Raw genomic sequence first — 19,397 nt, forward strand, 5'->3', positions numbered from 1 at the left:
ATTTTACATTCGCTTATCTTAGTGCCATTCGGTTTCGTTCCTCAACCCAACCTACATCCACATCATATTTTTTGTGAAATGGTATCATAAGGTTTTAATTTTATTAGTATCTCTACTATTAAGTACAACATTTCTCACTTAACTCTTATTTAATTTTAGCCAAAACACCGTATTTTATCAAATTTAGTAGCTTTTATTGTTGGCGGTTCACCCAAATTATTAATAATCAATAATTATGTTCTTCTATTTATTTAAAAATTTCTGTTAATTCAGGTTGGTTCTTCCAAGCCCCAAATAATTGATTGAGTTTTGCTGGTCTCTCTACTTCTTTTAACGGTTGTTTTGGTTCTGTAATTAAATTTTCAATAAATTCTAAGTCTACTATGATTTCTGTGCCATCTGGAATATTATGAAGTTGTTCTAATATTTCAATATTTTGACCACATTTTATGCCTTTAACCTTCATGTTTAATTATCTCCTTATTAGTTAATTAATGACTAATTGCTGTTAACTGATAACTTCAATTATCAACAAAATTAAAGTTGATTTGGGTCAATTCCTTGCTGTTGTAATCTGGCTAATAAATTTTGCAATTGTTCTTCTGGGGTTTGGTATCTATTGCCATTTTCATCATACCAAAACAGCCATTCTCTTGTTCTTCCTTGATAAGTACCCTGTTCGCTTCCAATACCTAAACCAATTTCGGGCATCTAAGTTTTATCCCCTGGTTGTAAAATATATTTACCTTCAACTAAGCGATAAACTTCTAAACGTTGGCGTTTACGACGTAACCGTGTTGGTGCATAAATGACATAATACAAAATGCCTAATTCGGCCTAATCGATTTTTTTCTGTTCATATTCGCCGTTGTAAGTTTGAGAAACAACTTCCAAAGCTAAAATTGGTGGAATTATCATCTTCTTCCCAAAAAACATAGCTGGAACATCCAGGTTCATCAGTCAACAATCAATAACTGAGTGTTTTTAAAGATACACTTAATTCAATTGATTAATTCTATACAGAATTATGATGTTCTGGCACGGTTTAAAGTCACAAACGACAAAAGGTCTTTGGATAGTTGTCATAAAACTCGTGCTAATGTCATACGCCAATCAACTCTAGTAACGCCTCTGTAGATATCTTGCCACTGATATCAGTACCTTCAAGCAAGCTATCTGCCAAATCTCGCTTGTGCTGATGCAAGTCTACAATCTTATCTTCAATAGTATCTTTCGCTACTAGTCGATAGATAGTCACCGGGCGTTGTTGTCCAATGCGATGGGCACGGTCTGAGGCTTGGTCTTCTACAGCGGGATTCCACCAAGGGTCCATGTGGATGACGTAATCAGCAGCGGTGAGATTGAGTCCCGTACCGCCCGCCTTGAGGCTAATCAAAAATACATCACCTGACCCAGCCTGGAAAGCATCCACCCGTTTTTTGCGCTCTGGAGCGGGGGTACTGCCATCTAAATATTGATAATTAATACCTTGCTTATCCAGATAATCGCGTATGATATGCAAATGGTCAACAAACTGGCTAAACACAAGAGCCTTATGACGATTCTCTAGTAAATCCCCCAGCACCTCAGCAAAAAGTTGCAGTTTCGAGCTAGATAGGTCAGTATCAGGCATAACGAGGCTGGGATTACAGCAAGCCCGGCGCAGTCTCATAATTTCTGCCAGCACTTGCAGATGTTTATGACCAGCAGTTGCCTCACTTTCGGTCAGTTTAGATATTGCCTCACGGCGCAACGCTTCATAGAACGCCATTTCCTCCCGACTCAACTCTACGTGCAACAGAATTTCGGTGCGGGAGGGCAATTCTTCTAGCACCTGATTTTTCGTGCGTCGCAACAAAAATGGTTGAATGAGTTTTTTGAGTTTACTGCGTACTTGTTTATCCTGGAATTTCTCAATGGGGATAGCAAAGCGTTGATTGAAACTTTCAAAGGAACCCAGTAACCCAGGATTGATAAAGCGGAACAAATTCCACAGTTCGCCGAGGTGATTTTCAATCGGAGTCCCGGTGGTAATTAGTTTGAAACCACCTTTGAGGTTCATCGCTGCTTGGGAACGTTTGGTGGTCATATTTTTGATTGCCTGAGCTTCATCCAGCACAATCGTTTGCCACTGCACCTGGGAGAGCATTTGCGATACTTCTTCTTGCTGCAACAGACCGTAGCTGCACACCAGCATATCAAACGGTTGTAAGTTTTTGAGTAGTTGCTGGCGATCGCCACTGCCAAATTGCACGATATTCAAAGTAGGAGCGAATCTTTGTGCCTCACTCACCCAATTCATGCAGACTGAAGTGGGAGCAACAATCAGGGTTGCACCCTCATGGGCGCGCATCAAGATGACAGCCAATGCCTGCACGGTCTTACCGAGTCCCATTTGGTCTGCTAAACAAGCTCCCACACCCCAATGTGCCAGCCGCGCCATCCAGTTAAATCCTTCCATCTGGTAGTCGCGCAGTTCTGCTTGAAATGTTGAGGGGAGTTCCGGTTGCAGGCTTTGCACCTCCTTCAAACGCTGGATGTGCGCTTTCCAGTGTTTATCTGCTTTTACCTTGCCTACCTCATCCACAAAATCCTCTAAGCCTAATGTTGCTAAGGGGTGAAAGCGGATACCTTTACTGTGCTTTTCCGAAAACGTCCGCAATTCATCAAGGCGTTTGCGAAATGCTTGGGTTAAAGCCAGGAATTGACCGTCCCCCAGGGGAATAAAACGGCTAGGAGTTTTATCCAAGAGTTCTAGTAGTTGCTGCATATCCAGCACTAGGTCTTTATCCAATTTCAACTCGCCAGTAGCAGCAAACCAGTCCTGCTGGCGTTGAATGGACATCTGAAAATCTTTGAGGTCTGCTTGGTGCTTGACACGTAGTTTTTCTCCTTCCGGCCATTCCAGTACTACAGTATCCCCTAATGCTTGCAGTTCTAGTAGCAGTTCCAAACAGTCTTCTGGGTCTTCTATGAGCCATTCCCTATCTTGTTCTTCAGCACGAGTTAAGGTAGGACAGGCATTGATTGCGGCATTGGCAAGTTGCTTTTCTTCCTGTAAATTGCGTCTGGTTTGCAGCCTTTTACCTTCTATCTCTGCAATTACAGTTTCACCACCCGTACCTGGACGGTAGTAGGGGCCACCTTGTTCAAAGGGGCGAGACAGTAAGGATACTTTTAATCCAGCATTGGCAGGTAACAGGTGAATGTGGGGTATAGTCTGGGCTGGTACTTCCTCTGCTCCCTCCAATCCACCACCAATATCAGAATGCACTGTGACGATGCCAGAGACAGCATTGATGGCTGCTAAGACTTGCTTTTCAGCAGTGGCGGGGACGTTAAGCCGATTTTCCTTGCCGATAATCTCAGCGATGCGTCGGTGTTCGGCAGTAATTTCAATTACCTTGATGCGGGTTGGGGTTTCCTTAATAGTGAGGATATTCTGTGAAACCTCTAGTTTGGGAGAAAATTCCAAGCTGAGACGACCTTGTTTCCCTTTTTTAACAATTAGTTCTGGTTCTCCTTTGACTATTTCTACACGGATGGTGGGTGCATCTTCCCAAAAAACCAAGGGGTGTCCAATTAACGCAGAGATGGCTTTGGGGCTGAAGGTATACTCAACTTTGCCACGATATCCATAATCGTAGGAAGTAAATGTTTCGATGCAGCCACATACTCTCAGATCCTGGGATGTAAGATAATCAAGCTCACCCAAATTTCCGCTCAGGCGCTTGATGGCTATGGGACGGCCTTTACTCCACTCGCCTTTGGCATTAACCTTTTGTTCGCGGGGTTGCAAAATGCATTTGCTGGGATAGTAAGTAATAAACCATGCCAAGCGTAGTTCTGCTTGAGCTTTTACAGGTGTTGGCGATGCTTTCTGAAGATTCGCTAGTGCATTTAAGCACATTTCCCAAGGTTCTTGTGGCTGCATCAAGTCAACGATGCTGTCTATGCCAATATCTTCGCGCAGGATTTCTGCCTGGGTTTCATAACTGCTGTTTGGTTTGAGTCGGGATAGGAGTTCTGTACTCTCCATTGCCAACCAGTGATAACCAGATGCAACAGCTTGTTGGTAAAATTCCTCTAACAACCTAGGCAAGTGCTTTTTGGCTCTATCGGCATCTACCCAGTAATGACAAAGAGCGAAAAATAGTGTTTCTAGGCTGTTGTGTTCTTCAGGGAACAGGATGCGGTTGCTGATGATGAATTCTTTTTGCGCGATATCGCCCAATTGGACTTGCAGCAGAATTTTTAACTGGGCATAAATGGGTCTGAGCCAATGGTCTGATTGACGTGCCAGTAAACTGGTGGAATCAAGTGCTTCCTGGAGACTTTCCCGCGAACCATCTTTGATTAGTGCCAAGATAAAAAATAAGCCGCCCATAGTGCTAAAATACACCTGACGCTTGCCTGTGGCTTTTTTGATGGCTTTGAGACCAGCAGTGTAATTTGCGATCGCTTGCTGATTATCGCCGCGTAAAAAATTCAACCAACCTCTGTATACAAGGCTATTATCTCGATAATCGTCGGATATGCAATCTAAACTCTCCTCTGCTTCTTGAATACAACCCCGTAGTAGTAGTTGTTCTGTCAAAACTATGTGCAAGTAATCTGAGTCATGTCCACCTTCTGTAGCGCATTCTTCTTGCAGTAAGGTAAAGGCTTCATCTGCGGGAGAACATTTCAACGCGGCATTGATGAGGATGATTGATATGCAGTTGTCATATAATTCCTGTGGCAGGGTGCGAAACCAATCCGCATCAAATGGGTTAGTGCAAATCTGCTCGAAGATATTTTCGATAGATATCTTGTCGTCGTTGTAATTGTATCTGTTATAGTCTTCAATTTGTTTATTAATGTAACTGAGGTTCTGACTGTAAAGACCAATCCGGATTTCTCGAATAAATTGGCGAGCGCTTTGGAAATACAGTGGCCCATCTTGCCAACGACTCTTGACTTTTAGCTTGTCTTGCACTGCTTTGACCATGACTTCAAAACAGCCAGCTTTTACTGCCGAGCGAGTAGCAATCTCTACCAGTAATGGATGACACTGAGGCCCCTGTCCTTGTCCTTGAATCAGCAAACCTGCTGTTAGTAATCCCTCTATATAAGGTTTTAAGGTGGAGCTAATTAAATATTTGTAATTGGTATCACGCGCACCGATGTAGTTCAAACATTCTAGAAACGAAGTTCTGTTAACAGGTTCGTAAATTACTGAGAATAATTGGACAATTTTTTGCTCTAGGGGTGGTAGCTGGGAGTATGCTTGGGCGAGTTGCGCTTGTAGTTTTTGCCGATCAACCTCAAAAGCGTTCATGGTTCTGATTGGGCGCGTTATATCCACTAATAATTTTCGCACCGTTCGGTATTTTATATTTAGAACGTACCAGTTGTTCTTAGGCGATCACGCTTCACGCTGCCTGTATATAGGAAAATAGCATTGCTTGTTACCTTGAGCACGCTATTGTAATTACTTTATCCTATATGCTGTGCTGTCTTTTAAACCTTTTACCAGTAAGCTTTTCAAGACTTAACGGGAAAGGTCAGGAGGTGAATTGAGAAGATTTTGACTTTGTTGTAGCTTTTATCTGTGGTATTAGGCATTGTAACAGCGATAACATATCGAACAATGTGCTGCTTGTAAGTTGTGGTTGTGGAAGACAACAACTCTACTACAGAGCACCCTCTTTCTTAAGACTCTTTTTTGAGCGAAGGTATTGCTAGTAGCTTAAATACTAATGTGCCACCATTAAATATGACTGCAACGATTGATGGAATTAACGGCAACCATACTCCTTGAGTTAAAAGCATAGTTGTACAAACTCCGTACAAAACTACTGCTATAGTAACTGTGGTGCCTATCTTTAGTAAGAGGGAACGCATCCGCCAAACGATCGCGCCAGTAACTAAACACGCTCCCCATATCCAAAGAATATCACCCCAGTAAGGCAAAACCCAAATAATTGGCCGTCTATCTAAAACAGCACTGATGATTTGGCTAGTCATATGTGCTTGAATCAACAGTCCTGGAGTTTCTTGATAAGGTTTTTGGACAACACTATAAGGAGTAGGAAAGCTATCTCTGAAACTTTGGGCTGTGACTCCAATTAGAATTACTTTGCCTTTGACAGCATCAGATTTGACAATACCACTTAATACATCTTGAACGCTAACTTGTTCAAACTTTGCCTGACGATAATTTGTAAGTATTTGAATGCCACCTAAATCTACTCCTCCTACTCCTTGTTGATATGCGCCACTCAAACCTGCTGCTAATCGCTGGAATTTTTTCTCACCATTTCGGGAATGAAAAATTACGGCATTATCAGTCAGTTCATAGGGAATATCTTCGGAAAATAAATAACGTGCTGCTAGTTGCAAGTTGAGAGAGAAAGGAGTTGCACAAACAGAAGCAGACTCCTGTTTCATGATTAAGATTTGACGGCGAATAACACCATCTGGATCGCGAATTGCATCAGTAAAACCTTGACGTTCTATAGGAATTCCCACTGGTGGTTTAATGCCTTGAGGATCGTGTTCGCTATCTTTGCCTTTGCAAACAGCAATGACGTTCTCTTGATTTAACTGTGCGCTTAGTGGTGACTTTTGTAATTTTTCGTGGAAGTCGGGAATATCTCGATAGATATCTATACCAATAACTCGCGGCTGATATTTTTGTAATTTCTCAAGTAATTGAGCTAATTTGCGATCGGATATGGATTTTGGTCCGCGTGTAAGTTCTGAGAGATTTTGAATATCTTGTTCGCTAACTTCCACTACTAACAATCGCGGATCTTGTTCTTCTTGCGGACGCAAGCGCATGATACTATCAAAAGCTTGTAATTCTTGTGTTTGAAATCCTCCTAAAAATCGCACACCGATGATGGATGCAGCGACAATGGTACTACTTAAAAGTACAGTTGCGATTGACTTTCTTACACTATAAATTGAGTGGACAGAAGCATGAGAATCGCCGCGTAATTCTGCCCAAGTTGTTGGCAGCGTTGTGGGATTTTGACAGATAACAGGCAACCAACTGGCGCAAGGAAAATCATTTTCCCATCCCTGAAGTCTTTCTCGTGCTTCTCGCACTGCTGTATAAAAAAATTTACCCCCGGCAAAAGCGACAAGAAAGTTTTTGAGAAACTCCTGTGCCACTAAATCTGGCACGGGTTCGCGCATGACAATAATTTGCGGAATGTTCAAATCGGCTAAATCCCTTGCCAAACCTATACCATCACAGGAATTGAAAATTGCTAGTTTTAAGCCGCGTGCGATCGCATTTTGTAGGGCATTCTTCAGTTGGGGAATTGTTAAACTTTCCGTTTGGTTGAGATAAATTTTGCCCGTATCTTCATCAGCATGACTAGAACTGTGTCCCGCAAAAAACAAGATATCCCAATCGTGATTCCACAAATATCGGTCAACTTCCCGACGGGTTGGTTCCACAAGAAACTCAGTCTCGGCAGATTTTAACCCCTGTAGCAAAGTCCGGTCTTTTTCAATATCAATTCCTTGACTGTCACCCAAAATAGCGAGGATTTTTACCTTACCTGTGGGCTTTCGGGGTTGGTTGCGTGGGGGTTCATATTCGTGGGAACTTAATGCTACTTCCGCTTGCCGATAATCATCAAAAAAGTTCCATAGATGCCAAGGAAGTCGCTGAAGTAGAGGAATATTTGTTTCAAAAATTACTCTAATTGCATCATCTTTGTTGAGTAAAGTCCGTAATTGTTGGACTATATTTTGAAATGCTTCTGAGTTCAACCACTTATTTATATAGTGTTGTAATTGCTGGCAAACTTCACCAAATTCACTAACAGAAATATTAGTGACATCTTGTGAATGAATTTTAATCCGCACGCGCCACCCCAAACGTTGATGGAGTGCTGCATAAAGTAGCTGCCATCGGTGATATAGTTCGCTTAGTTCTGGTGCTGCTGGCAGAGATCCAGTAAATTTCATTGGATATTGTCGCTGACTGTCCCAAAATTGCGCAGTCACTACAGGGAATCCTTGCTGTAAATCACCCGCCAATAAGCTGAAGACGACTAGTTTGTTCATCACCGTCTTTAATTGATTGCTAAAAGATGAAATTTTCCACGATCTGAAAGTTATTTAATCCTACTTGAATGCAAAAGTTTTCTCCCTGTTCCACATCAAAACGGGGCAGTTGGACAAAGTTATCTTGGCTTCTAGCTTGTACTTGCTGAAGCAAATCTCCAGACTCTGAAACTAAAGCTAACTTAATATTTTCCGGTAAATGAGATTCTCCAGCCGGAGGATGTAACTGCACTCGCACGCTAATTTGTCTATCTACCTCAGGTATGAGAGCCACGAGTAAAACTACAGTTTTGCGTTCTAGTTGTATTCCCAAATCAATCAACTTGGCTCGCTTGGCAGCAACATCTCTCAAACCGTAGCTACTCCTCAATCCTAAAGCAATATTGCTACTATTTGACCCAAAAAATGTTTCTAAAGCCTCCCAGGTTGATGAAAACCTTCCTTCTAACCACTGACTGAGATTAACTTTGATTTTGCCTTGTCGCCGATCGTATAATTGCTGTCGCCACGGTTGTTGTTCTAACAAGGCTCCCCAAACTGTAAATGGTAATGCTAGCCTGGAAAATGTGGCACTGGGATTACCTAACCGTTGTAAGAGGTTTTCTGCTTGGGTGTTTGATATTTCTGGTAACGATGCAATCGCTTCTTGAGTTTCCTCTCCTCGACAAAATTGGTAAGTTAAAAAGAAGGCATTAATATCTTTGCTAATTTGCTGTGTCGGTAAGCAGTAGGTACGATCAATAGAGTCATAATTCGCGTGCGATTTCACTTCCTGATGGGTGGTGTAACCCCAGACTCTTACCCAATCTTCATTTGGTTTGACTTGCACTGCTAAATAATAATCTGCTGCCCAACTTTTAATATCCACCCATTCTTGAGGAATTTCTAACTCGCGATCGTCAATTGCTTCGCTGGGAATTAATACTATCTTCTTACCACCGCACAAAATCGCCGTTCCATTGACAAATTCCCAAAAACTTGGCATATCTGCACTGCCATACCAAATTTTGGCGTCAGGAAAATATTCTTGTTTTACCCAGTCTAAAAAGACATCCAGACAAATTTGATTGAGATAAGCACACCAACGACTGCTAGGATTTGCATAAATTTGGCTATTTTGCCAAGAATGCGATCGCAATAATGGTGATACCTCTAATAACAATTCCGTTGGTTCCGCAAAGGCAAATGTCATCCCTGATCCCTCAAACTGATGAAGTACTAAAGCTAGATTTTGCATAATTAATTCTCAACCACTCTTCCAAAGCTGCACTCATATCTTTTATTTGGTTGGAATTTACGGAAATATTCTCTGCTTTTTGACTCCAAGTAATTAACGCCTCTAGTAAGGATTCTCTTCCTTTAAGCAACCGCCGGGAAACCGTAGGCTGGCTAATTTTCAACTCTTGGATAATTTGCTGTTGAGTCATTCCCTGTTGATAGTACAACTCAAGTATCTTCTGAGATTGAGAATCGAGCATTTTTAAAGCTGATAGCAGTACATCATTCATCTGCGATATTTGATTTCGTCGGTTTTGAACCTCTTCTTCGGCGAGAATATCAGCGATTAATGATTCAGAAGCCGGATCTTTGATATCCAATTCCTGATTTGAATCGTCATCTTGATTGTTTACATACAGGGAAGCAACGCTTGGGTAAAGATAATTCCGTACATAAATACTAGTTTTGGTTAGCCATTCCTCAATGACTACCGAGTTGCATTCCGAGGTTGGGAAAGCTAGCTGGCTGTGTCGTTCGCTATTGTAGAGATTGATAACATTTTCCCATAATTGGCGATCAGGTTCTGGCAGTTTTTGAATTCCTCCCGGTTGATTTTGCAGATATAGCATCCGGAAGCAAGTCCAAGCTAGGCGATATTGGCCTATTTGTGTAGGTGTCAAGCCAGCATTTTGCAGCGCTTCTAGTACCACTTTTTTACTCACCTTGCGTAACAAACCCCAGTTTGTACAAATATCGGCCTCTTTGCGTTGGCGCAGCATATCCTTCAATCTGCTGGGAAAAGCAATGCTAGCGTAGGTTTTTAAACTAGTGGATTTATCAGGGTTATACGCTTCTAAAATCGTTTCTAACTCTGCAATGCCCATTTGGAAGTAATCGCTTAATCCATGCTGGAAGACAGCAAATTTTGCGATCGCTCTTTGGGCTGCCCAATAACAAGTTTCCTGCAAATAGGCGGATAAGTGTGCTTTTGCAAGATTACTTAACTGGGGATTTGAACGCCATATTTTATACCAATATAACGACCAAAAATTATCTGTAAACTTATTTGCCGAGTCTTGAGTTTTGGCAATCTCTGCCAAACTATTTTGCATACTTCGGCGCAACCTAGCGTCTGTTAGCCATTTGCTAAATCTATCTGCTTCTAATTGGGCAAAGGTAGAGAAAATTTCTGTAATTTCTAGACGAGTACGCATAGGCTACTTGTATATAATTTCAGTTAAAAAACTTAATTGAGTTCAACATATTTTAAAAATAATAAAATATTAAATTCAACCTCATCCATGAATTATTTATTTTATTGCATAGCTTGCTTACCCTAGAGTGAAGAAACGAATTAACAATCGCAAAATCTAGTTTTTTAATTTACAGTTACGTCAGTCCCAATACAGTTCAGTTAAGAAAATTCATTGACAACAAAGCTCACAAATAATTACTAAACAAAAAACCGAATAATTATTTTGGAGGGGGCTTGGGGGACGCAACCGTCCCCCAATCGGGGGTTTGGGGGATTCTCCCCCAAATCTTGGTTTTTGTCCGACAGATGAGAACTCTGATCACCTTAACTGAACCGTATTGACGTCAGTCCTATCGAAATTATAAAAACTACGCTTTTCAAGGTAGACGTAGTTTAACTAAGTTTACAACATACTATTTTGACGATATATTTCTTATTCTTTGGTTATACTTATGCGGATTATTCATATTGCAGGCACAAAAGTATCTCTGTAAAGAGATGTATATAAAATTTTTTGGATGACTTTGGTGTGCGATCGCCACAACTAATCTTCAAAAATAATTTCTCAAAAGTTCAGCTAAAATTCCGCTAATTTCTACAATTTGTACAATAAACTCTTCAATCCTGTCAATTGTGAGAGTTTGTGCTTCAAGTTTTAAAAACCTCCACAGAGTGCTAGTTGATACTACACCATCTATTTCCTGAGATTTTCCGCTGCGATCGCTAAATACTTGAGCTAGGCATTGTTCTAAAGCCAGCTTGCTCTCATTTTCTTAAATTTCCGCGTAGCAGCACTAGTTATCGGTTTTTCCCAAAAAATTTCTTGTTCAGTATTTTTGAGTGAATAAACCATAAAAAGCCAACCAATAAGACAACAGAGGGCAGCAAATACAGTAATTCTGCATCCTTTCAATTCCTTTTTCCAACCATAGTCAATTTATTACATCAACAAGGAGAAACTTATGCCTTACTATGCTGATGGCAGACCAAATTCCTTTACAGGCACTGATGGCAATGACACTATTTATGGTGGTATTGGATACGACGTAATCAATGGTAAAGGAGGAAACGATTACATCTTTGGCGATGATTTTGGCGATGACCTGACAGGCGGAGCTGGTAACGATACCCTTGATGGAGGTAATGGTAACGATAATGTTGTTGAATCTGGCAATTTTAACTTTGTCCTTACCAATACCAGCCTGACTGGAAACGGAACTGATACCTTGATCAGCATTGAAGGTGCAATCTTGTCCGGTGGTGATGGTAATAATATTCTTGATGCCTCTGCTTTCTCAGGTGGTGTTTCGCTCTATGGTTACGGTGGAGATGATTATCTTTATGGGGGTAGTTCAAACGATTGGCTATCTGGAGACGATGGCAATGATACAATTTCCGGCGGAAAAGGTAAAGATACACTAGCGGGTGGTACGGGAAATGATTTACTGATGGGTGGTCAAGAAAGTGATTTACTAGTTGGTGGAGATGGAAATGATTACCTTGTAGGCTATGGATCTTTGTATCAAATCGATACTTTAACGGGAGGAACTGGTGCAGATACGTTTGTCCTTGGTGACGCTTCCAGTTCTCCGTATACTAATGGGGGAGTAATTTGGGGTCGTGACCTCAATTATGCGATTATTACTGATTTCAATGCGGTTGAGGGTGACAAGATTCAAGTTTATAGTGGTGGCAGCTACACATTAGACCAAAGTAAAGACCTGGGCTACGGTTCTTCTAGCGCATTTGATACAGCAATCTATGACCGTGGCAACTTAATTGCGATCGCTCAGGATACTGTTGGATTGAGTACTAGTTCTAACTTTATCTTTGTCTAAATTGATCGGCTTCTCTTTAGACTATTCAACTTATAATTAAATATTGAAAGATTGCCATTGCCAAGAAATTGCAAAGTGCGTTAAGAAGCCAATCAGTTCCAATTCAAACCTGTTATTCTACAAAACTTTCAAAGAAAGTTCGTTCAATGGCTCAACTGCAAAGACAACCCAGTTGGCAAACTAAGCTAGTCAGTGTTTTTGTTCTTAGTGGAGCAATATTTCCCTTCTCTAACCTTTGTGTGCTGGCTCAAAATATTACCCTTGACGGTACGCTGGGAACTCAACAGACTTTAACAGGCCCAAATTATCTCATTCCGCAAGGAGCGGGACGAACTGTTGGCAATAATCTTTTCCAAAGTTTTGGCAAGTTCAACCTAGATACAGACGAAGTGGCTAAGTTTGAGAGTTCTGCCAGTATCAGAAATATTTTGGCTCGTGTGACAGGTGGTACTCTTTCTTCGATTAATGGTTTAATTCAAATTCAAGGCAGTAATGCCAACCTGTTCCTGCTTAACCCGAATGGTATTATCTTCGGCCCCAATGCTCAGCTAGATATCCGGGGTTCTTTCCTGGCTAGCACTGCCAATAGTTTTGTCTTTCAAAATGGTAGTGAATTTAGTGCCATTCATCCTCAACAACCTGACTTGCTGGCAATTAATGTCCCTATTGGCTTGCAATATGGAGGACAACCAGGAACAATAACCAGTCAAGCGAATTTATTAACTGATTCTACGCAGAGCTTAGCTCTTGTAGGAGGGCAGGTCAACTTAAATGGAGCAAGCTTAGCAGCACCAGGAGGATCGATTGAACTAGCAGGAGTTTCAGGGGTAGGGACAGTAGGGCTAACTTTAGATAGCAATCAACTGCGTTTGAACTTATTAAATGATGTTCCACGGGCAGACATCAATCTCACAAACAATGCCACAGTAATAATCGGTGCTGGTGTTGGTGGCAGAATTACGGTTAACGCTAGAAATTTAGAACTTCAAGATGGTCAGATTTTAACTCTTTTTCCAGTAGACGGGCTAGAAAATCCTCCACCTGATTCTTCTAACAATCGCAGCGGCGACATTTACCTCAATGCAACAGGAACAATTACGTTGCGAGGCGATGAGAATGGGGGATATAGTGTAATTCAAAATGATGGCTACCTCAATGATAAGAACGGTGGCGACATCACTATTGAAACCGGATTACTGAAAGTTACTGATGGCTCATTCTTGGGTATTGGTAGCACCGTACAGGGAGATAATGGAAATTTATCGATTAACGCCCGTGATGCAGTTGTTATTAATGGAAGTATTGTAGGAAGTTTTGCACAGGGAGAAGGCAAAGGTGGCGCTGTTAACATCACGACTGGAGCGCTCACAATCAAAGATAGTGAACTAGGTGCTAATACATCTGGGCAGGGAGATGCTGGTAATTTAACAGTCAATGCACTGAATGGCATTTCCCTCGACCGTGCGACTGTTGGCAGTGGAGCATCTGCTAGTGGACGAGGTGGAAACGTCTCTATTGCAACTGATAAGCTTTCTATTACCAATGGTGCTCAACTAATAAATGGTACTTCTGGGACAGGAAACGCAGGCGATCTGACAATTAACGCTCATACTATTGCTATGGATGGTGTAGCTGTTATCAATGGACAGGAGCGATCGAGCAGTATAGAGAACAATGTATTTCAGGGTAGTGAGGGCGGTAGAGGGGGTAATGTCAGCATCTCAACTGAATCGTTTGCCATTACCAATGGTGCGCAAGTAGGAGCTAGCACTTTTGGACGAGGAGATGCAGGTAGTGTGATAATTAGTGCTAGTAATGCAGTAACTCTTGATGGAGTTAGCCGTAGTGGACGCCCTAGTGCTTTGGTCAGCCAAGTAGGAACTCCTGATGCTGTAGGCGCAGCTGGTGGTATCAGTATTAACACTAAGTCACTCTCAGTAAATAATGGCGCTTCATTGTTTACTAGCACCTATGGGCTAGGGGATGCAGGTAATATAACAATTAAAGCGCAGGATAATATTTCTGTGAATGGAAGGAGAATTGCTGAGGATTTAGGCACCTTCACTTACAGTACAATTTTTAGTGATGTAAGAGCAACAAGCAAAGGACGCGCAGGGGATATCTCGATTACAGCTGGGTCATTTTTCCTCAGTGAGGGTGCTCGCATAGGCTCTGCAACTTTAGGTCAAGGAGACGCAGGTAATATTACTATCAATGCGCGTGACACCATTTCTTTAGTTGGTGGAACGGGCATCTTTGGGCAGCAAGGAGGCTACATTGCCAGCAACGTTGAAACTAGTGGTACAGGAAAAGGTGGAAACCTGCAAATTGCTACTGGCAAACTCTTTTTGAGCAATGGGGCTGAACTGCAAGCCCTAACACGCGGCAACGGAGATGCTGGAGACATCACCATTGATGCTCGTGATGCAGTCGTTATAGATGGAGTTAGAGCCAGTGGATTTTCTAGCGGGTTATTTACCAGTGTAGAACGTGGGGCATTAGGTCAAGGACGTAATATTACTGTAAATACGCCTTTATTACGGCTGAGTAATGGCGGTGTGATTAATGCCCGCACACTCAACAATAAGCCCGGAGGCAACATCACCATTAATGCTGACACCTTTGAAGCAATAAATGGTGGACAGGTAATCACGACTACCTATGATAGTGGACAAGCAGGTAACATCACCCTTAACGTCACTGACAAAGTTATTTTATCTGGCAGTGATCCGACTTATAAAAACCGAATTCTTCAATTTGCTCAAGGCAATCCGGACAATACAGGTGCAGTCAGTGGGCTTTATGCCAACACAACCCTTGGGTCAACAGGAAACGCTGGTAGTATTTTTATTGACCCCAGAAGTGTCCTTGTTCAGGATGGAGCAACAATTGCTGTAAATAGTCAGGGTAGCGGTCAAGGAGGCAATATTGAGATTCAGGCAGAAAAATTGACACTGGATAATCAGGGACTGATATCAGCAGAAACTGCAAGCAATCAGGGCGGCGATATCAATCTCAACAGCAATTTACTATTACTCCGTCATGGCGCTCAAATTTCCACTAACGCGGGTACTGGGCAACAAGGCGGTGATGGCGGTAACATCAATATCAACTCAAAATTCATTGTCGCTGTCCCGAATGAAAATAGCGACATTACTGCCAATGCATTCAACGGCTCTGGTGGCAAGATCCAAATCAACGCTACTAATATTTTTGGCATCGCCCCACTTAGCCGACAAGACCTAGAAAGATTACGTCCACTCGATTTAGATCCAAGTCAACTGTCAAGCAATGACATCACTGCCGTTTCTCAGCAAAACCCTTCTTTAAGCGGCACTATACAAATTAACACTCCTGATGCTGACCCCAGTCGCGGTTTAGCAGAACTACCCACTAATGTAGTTGATGTTTCTGGGCAAATTGCCAACAGTTGCATCCCTGGTAGTCGGCAAAGTCAGAGTTCCTTTATCGCCACTGGACGAGGAGGATTGCCAATCAGTCCCAATCAACCATTACAAGACACCAGCATGTTGTCCAATTGGGTGAGAGTGGGACAACAGCCTGCTGCAATTTCTAACCAAGTGCAAGTTACGCCAATATTAGCTAAGTCTGCTAGGCAAATAGTTGAAGCTCAAAATTGGGTGGTGGATGCTAATGGTGATATTGTGCTGGTTGCCCAAGCACCGCAGGCAAATCCCCGCAGTTCTTGGCAAGCATCTGTGTCCTGTCCGGCACTATGATATCTTCGTACTCGTGAAAAATATCTATCTGTAGAGAGATCCTTTTGAGAATCTATTTTGTATCTGTTTGGTTTGCGATCGCCTACTCTCCCCCTCGTCAGAGTGTTATACCAATTCTCTATAATCTCGCAACAGATAAATCTCCGCGTCTGAGTGTCCCTGCGTCCCCGTGTCATCATCTGTTGCCCTCTTTTGGCGAATTAGTATTACATAAAATTCAAAAAACTTAACTCAAATTTAGCTGCTATCTCTAAGGAAATTCTATTAGCCAGCAAGAAGTTTATCAATAAACGCAGTACATCAGTCGGCGCAAACTTACGAGGCTGGTAAGAAATAAACTGGTGAGGCTAGCTTGAATATGACAAATAGGAAAGATGGGATTAGTTTGTCATGGTTAATCGGCTGTTTCCAACTTGCAGTAGTGTTTGCCCCAACGATATTTTGTAGTGGAAACTATGCCTCTGCTCAAATTATCCCCGATGAGACACTAGGCAATAACCCTTCAACTATTACCCCCAATGTCGATATTAAAGGACTGACCGCAGACCGCATTGATGGCGGAGTAATTCGCGGTGCGAATCTGTTCCATAGTTTCCGAGAATTCAATGTTGGCGAATCTCAACGAGTTTATTTTGTTAACCCCCCAGGAATTAACAACATTCTCACCAGAGTTACAGGAAGTAATATCTCTAATATTCTTGGTACTTTGGGGGTAGATGGTACAGCAAATTTATTTTTACTCAATCCCAATGGAATTATATTTGGCAAAAATGCCAGCTTGGATGTGCGGAATTCATTTTATGTCACAACAGCAAGTAGCATTCAATTTGGCAATAGAGGTGATTTTAGTGCGATAAATCCGCGATCGCCATCTTCCTTATTAACAATTAATCCCTCAGCATTTTTTTTCAACCAGACAGCCAATCCGGGAAGTATTGTTAACCAATCGAGAGCAACCCAAACCCTTGACGGAACTTTAACTGATGGACTACAAGTGCCGAACGGCAAGACGCTTTTGCTTTTGGGGGGAAATGTCACCGTTAATGATGGACGGTTGATTGCTCGCGGAGGACGGGTAGAAATTGGTGCAGTCGCAGGAACAGGGAGCGTAGGGTTGAATGCCAATGATAGTTTGAGCTTTCCAGACACGATTCAACGAGCAGATGTAGTATTCACCAATCAAGCATCCGCCAATCGCTCAGGTATAGATGTTAGGTTCGCAAATGCTGGGGATATTGGCATTACTGCTGGCAGCATCAATCTTTATAGTGGTAGTCAACTGAGAGCAGGTATTGCTTCTGGCTTGGGTAGTTTAGGAAGTCAAGGAGGCGACTTGATTATCAATGCAACCGGGGAAGTTCGCATGACAGGAGAGGACACCCGAATGGCCAATGATGTCAGACCAGATGCCATCGGTAAGGCAGGCAATATTAAAGTCACAAGCAATTCCTTAGCAGTCACAGATGGCGCACAATTAAGTTCCAGTACCTTTGGTATTGGAGATGGGGGTAATGTTGAGATTGTGGCAGACCGTGTTTTATTCAGTGGTGTACGTGCGGATGAACGAGGTGTAAGTGCTGCTTATAGCCGTGTAGAGGAAGGTGCTAAAGGCAATGGTGGCTCCGTGCAGATTTTTACCAAAGATCTGGAAGTTAGCAATGGAGCACAACTGTCTAGCGATACTAATGATATTGGAAATGCAGGAAATGTCATAATTCAAGCGAGCGATCGCGTTTCCTTCAAGGGCATTAGCCCCAATAGAAGAATTGCCAGTGGTGCCTTGAGTAATGTGCTCATAAATGCTCAGGGTAAAGGGGGCAACGTGCAAATCTCGACCAAAACCTTAGAAATTAGCAAAGGTGCCCAACTGGGAGCAGGCACCATTGGCAGAGGGGATGGCGGTAGTATAATTATTAACGCTAAAGATACTGTCTGGATTGATGGCCCAAGTCTAGTTTTTACCAGCGTTGTCAGTAATGGAACAGGCAACAGTGGAAATATTGACATCACTACAGATTCTCTTACTGTAACCAATGGTGCAACAGTCTCAGTTGCTACCTCTGGACATGGCAATGCAGGCCAATTGCGAATTCGGGCATCGAAGTCTGTAGACGTTGTTGGGACATTACTAAATGCTAAGAGCCAAATTACCGCTGCGGTGACTTCGGATGGTACGGGTAGTGGGGGGAGTTTGCAGATCGACACTGGAAAGATGATTGTCCGAGATGGGGCTGAAGTAACTGTAAGTAGTTTCGGTAAGGGGGTTGCAGGTAATCTTGATATCCAAGCTCGTTCTCTGAGTCTAGACAAACAAGGTTCTATTAGTGCCATAACCAAGTCAGGAAATGGTGGCAATATAACCTTGAATTTGCAAGGGTTACTATTATTACGTCGTGGCAGTCAAATCTCCACCAATGCTGGTAATAGCCAATTTGGCGGTGACGGCGGTAACATCACCATCAATAGTCCATTTATTGTCGCCGTCCCCAATGAAAATAATGACATCACTGCCAACGCATTCAAAGGTGCTGGCGGTAAGATTCAAATCAACGCTACGGGGATTTTTGGCATCTCCCCACTTAGTCGGCAAGCGCTAGAAAGATTGCGCCCTGGTGATTTAGACCCGCGTCAATTGTTAACCAATGATATCACCGCCCTTTCTCAGCAAAACCCTTCTTTGAGTGGTACTGTACAAATCACCACCCCAGATGCTGACCCCAGTCGCGGTTTAGCAGAACTACCCTCTAACTTAGTCGATGTTTCTGGGCAAATTGCCAACGGTTGCATCCCTGGTAGCAGGCAAAGCCAGAGTTCCTTTATTGCTACCGGAAGGGGAGGATTACCACTAAGTCCCAATCAACCATTACAAGATACTACTATGTTGTCAGACTGGGTGAGAGTGGGAGACAAGCCTGCAACTTCTCACCAAGTAGAAGTCACGCCAGTATTAGCCAAGTCTGCTACGCAAATTGTCGAAGCCCAAGGTTGGGTAGTTGATGGAAATGGCAATCTTGTACTAGTTGGCCAAACACCACAGACAAATCCGCGCAGTTCTTGGCAAGCACCTATGTCCTGTCCAGCATTGTGATTTATAGTTATAGTAGGATGCTTCTTTACTTCGTTGATACACCCTAATAGTTGTTCCTTCTTCATTAAGAGTACTCCAAGTAAAAAAATGCCCAATTGTCATTGCGAGCGAAACGGAGTGTAGCGAAGCAATCTCAAACTCTGCGATTGCTACATTCCGCTTTGCTTCATTCGCAATGACAGGTTTTGGAT

The 19,397-nt window shown here is 42.5% G+C and carries 8 protein-coding genes and 1 pseudogene; 3 read left to right on the forward strand and 6 right to left on the reverse strand.

The genetic code is table 11. The annotated features are described in order from the left end of the window. Positions 1–247: 247 nt before the first annotated feature. The 6 genes and pseudogenes from BV375_RS05315 to BV375_RS05340 form a co-directional block, all read right to left on the reverse strand. Positions 248–466, reverse strand: a complete 219-nt coding sequence (locus tag BV375_RS05315) for a hypothetical protein (protein ID WP_086758054.1) — start codon at positions 464–466, stop codon at positions 248–250. 71 nt (positions 467–537) lie between these two features. Then, positions 538–943, reverse strand: a pseudogene (locus tag BV375_RS05320) (Uma2 family endonuclease); the annotation flags it as partial. 159 nt (positions 944–1,102) lie between these two features. Next, entirely contained in the window at positions 1,103–5,320 is a 4,218-nt protein-coding gene (locus BV375_RS05325; RefSeq protein WP_086758056.1) for a DEAD/DEAH box helicase, read from the reverse strand. Positions 5,321–5,694: 374 nt separating this feature from the next. After that, the gene (locus BV375_RS05330; protein ID WP_086758057.1) at positions 5,695–8,067 is read right to left on the reverse strand and encodes a CHASE2 domain-containing protein; all 2,373 of its coding nucleotides are present in this window, start codon (positions 8,065–8,067) and stop codon (positions 5,695–5,697) included. A 19-nt stretch (positions 8,068–8,086) separates the two neighbouring features. After that, entirely contained in the window at positions 8,087–9,304 is a 1,218-nt protein-coding gene (locus tag BV375_RS05335) for a DUF1822 family protein (protein WP_243713850.1), read from the reverse strand. Beyond that, positions 9,270–10,499: a sigma-70 family RNA polymerase sigma factor gene (locus tag BV375_RS05340; RefSeq protein WP_086758059.1), complete on the reverse strand. Its 1,230-nt coding sequence runs from the start codon at positions 10,497–10,499 to the stop codon at positions 9,270–9,272. The genes BV375_RS05335 and BV375_RS05340 overlap by 35 nt, the downstream gene beginning before the upstream one ends. A 1,003-nt stretch (positions 10,500–11,502) precedes the next feature. Between BV375_RS05340 and BV375_RS05345 the strand changes: the two genes are divergently transcribed. The 3 genes from BV375_RS05345 (at position 11,503) to BV375_RS05355 (ending at position 19,206) form a co-directional block, all read left to right on the forward strand. Further along, positions 11,503–12,378: a calcium-binding protein gene (locus BV375_RS05345; protein WP_086758061.1), complete on the forward strand. Its 876-nt coding sequence runs from the start codon at positions 11,503–11,505 to the stop codon at positions 12,376–12,378. 146 nt (positions 12,379–12,524) lie between these two features. Then, on the forward strand, positions 12,525–16,118 hold the full coding sequence (locus tag BV375_RS05350; RefSeq protein ID WP_086758064.1) for a filamentous hemagglutinin N-terminal domain-containing protein: 3,594 nt from the start codon (positions 12,525–12,527) through the stop codon (positions 16,116–16,118). 358 nt (positions 16,119–16,476) lie between these two features. Then, entirely contained in the window at positions 16,477–19,206 is a 2,730-nt protein-coding gene (locus tag BV375_RS05355) for an S-layer family protein (protein WP_086758066.1), read from the forward strand. Positions 19,207–19,397: the final 191 nt, after the last annotated feature.

It is taken from the genome of Nostoc sp. 106C, assembly GCF_002154725.1.
Lineage (GTDB): Bacteria > Cyanobacteriota > Cyanobacteriia > Cyanobacteriales > Nostocaceae > Aulosira.

What these genes read in the sequence shown, in the direction of transcription:
- BV375_RS05355 (WP_086758066.1), top strand. Translation starts at nt 16,477, where the DNA reads ATGACAAATAGGAAAGATGGGATTAGTTTGTCATGGTTAATCGGCTGT.
- BV375_RS05335 (WP_243713850.1), bottom strand. Translation starts at nt 9,304, where the DNA reads ATGCAAAATCTAGCTTTAGTACTTCATCAGTTTGAGGGATCAGGGATG.
- BV375_RS05325 (WP_086758056.1), bottom strand. Translation starts at nt 5,320, where the DNA reads ATGAACGCTTTTGAGGTTGATCGGCAAAAACTACAAGCGCAACTCGCC.
- BV375_RS05345 (WP_086758061.1), top strand. Translation starts at nt 11,503, where the DNA reads ATGCCTTACTATGCTGATGGCAGACCAAATTCCTTTACAGGCACTGAT.
- BV375_RS05330 (WP_086758057.1), bottom strand. Translation starts at nt 8,067, where the DNA reads ATGAACAAACTAGTCGTCTTCAGCTTATTGGCGGGTGATTTACAGCAA.
- BV375_RS05315 (WP_086758054.1), bottom strand. Translation starts at nt 466, where the DNA reads ATGAAGGTTAAAGGCATAAAATGTGGTCAAAATATTGAAATATTAGAA.
- BV375_RS05340 (WP_086758059.1), bottom strand. Translation starts at nt 10,499, where the DNA reads ATGCGTACTCGTCTAGAAATTACAGAAATTTTCTCTACCTTTGCCCAA.
- BV375_RS05350 (WP_086758064.1), top strand. Translation starts at nt 12,525, where the DNA reads ATGGCTCAACTGCAAAGACAACCCAGTTGGCAAACTAAGCTAGTCAGT.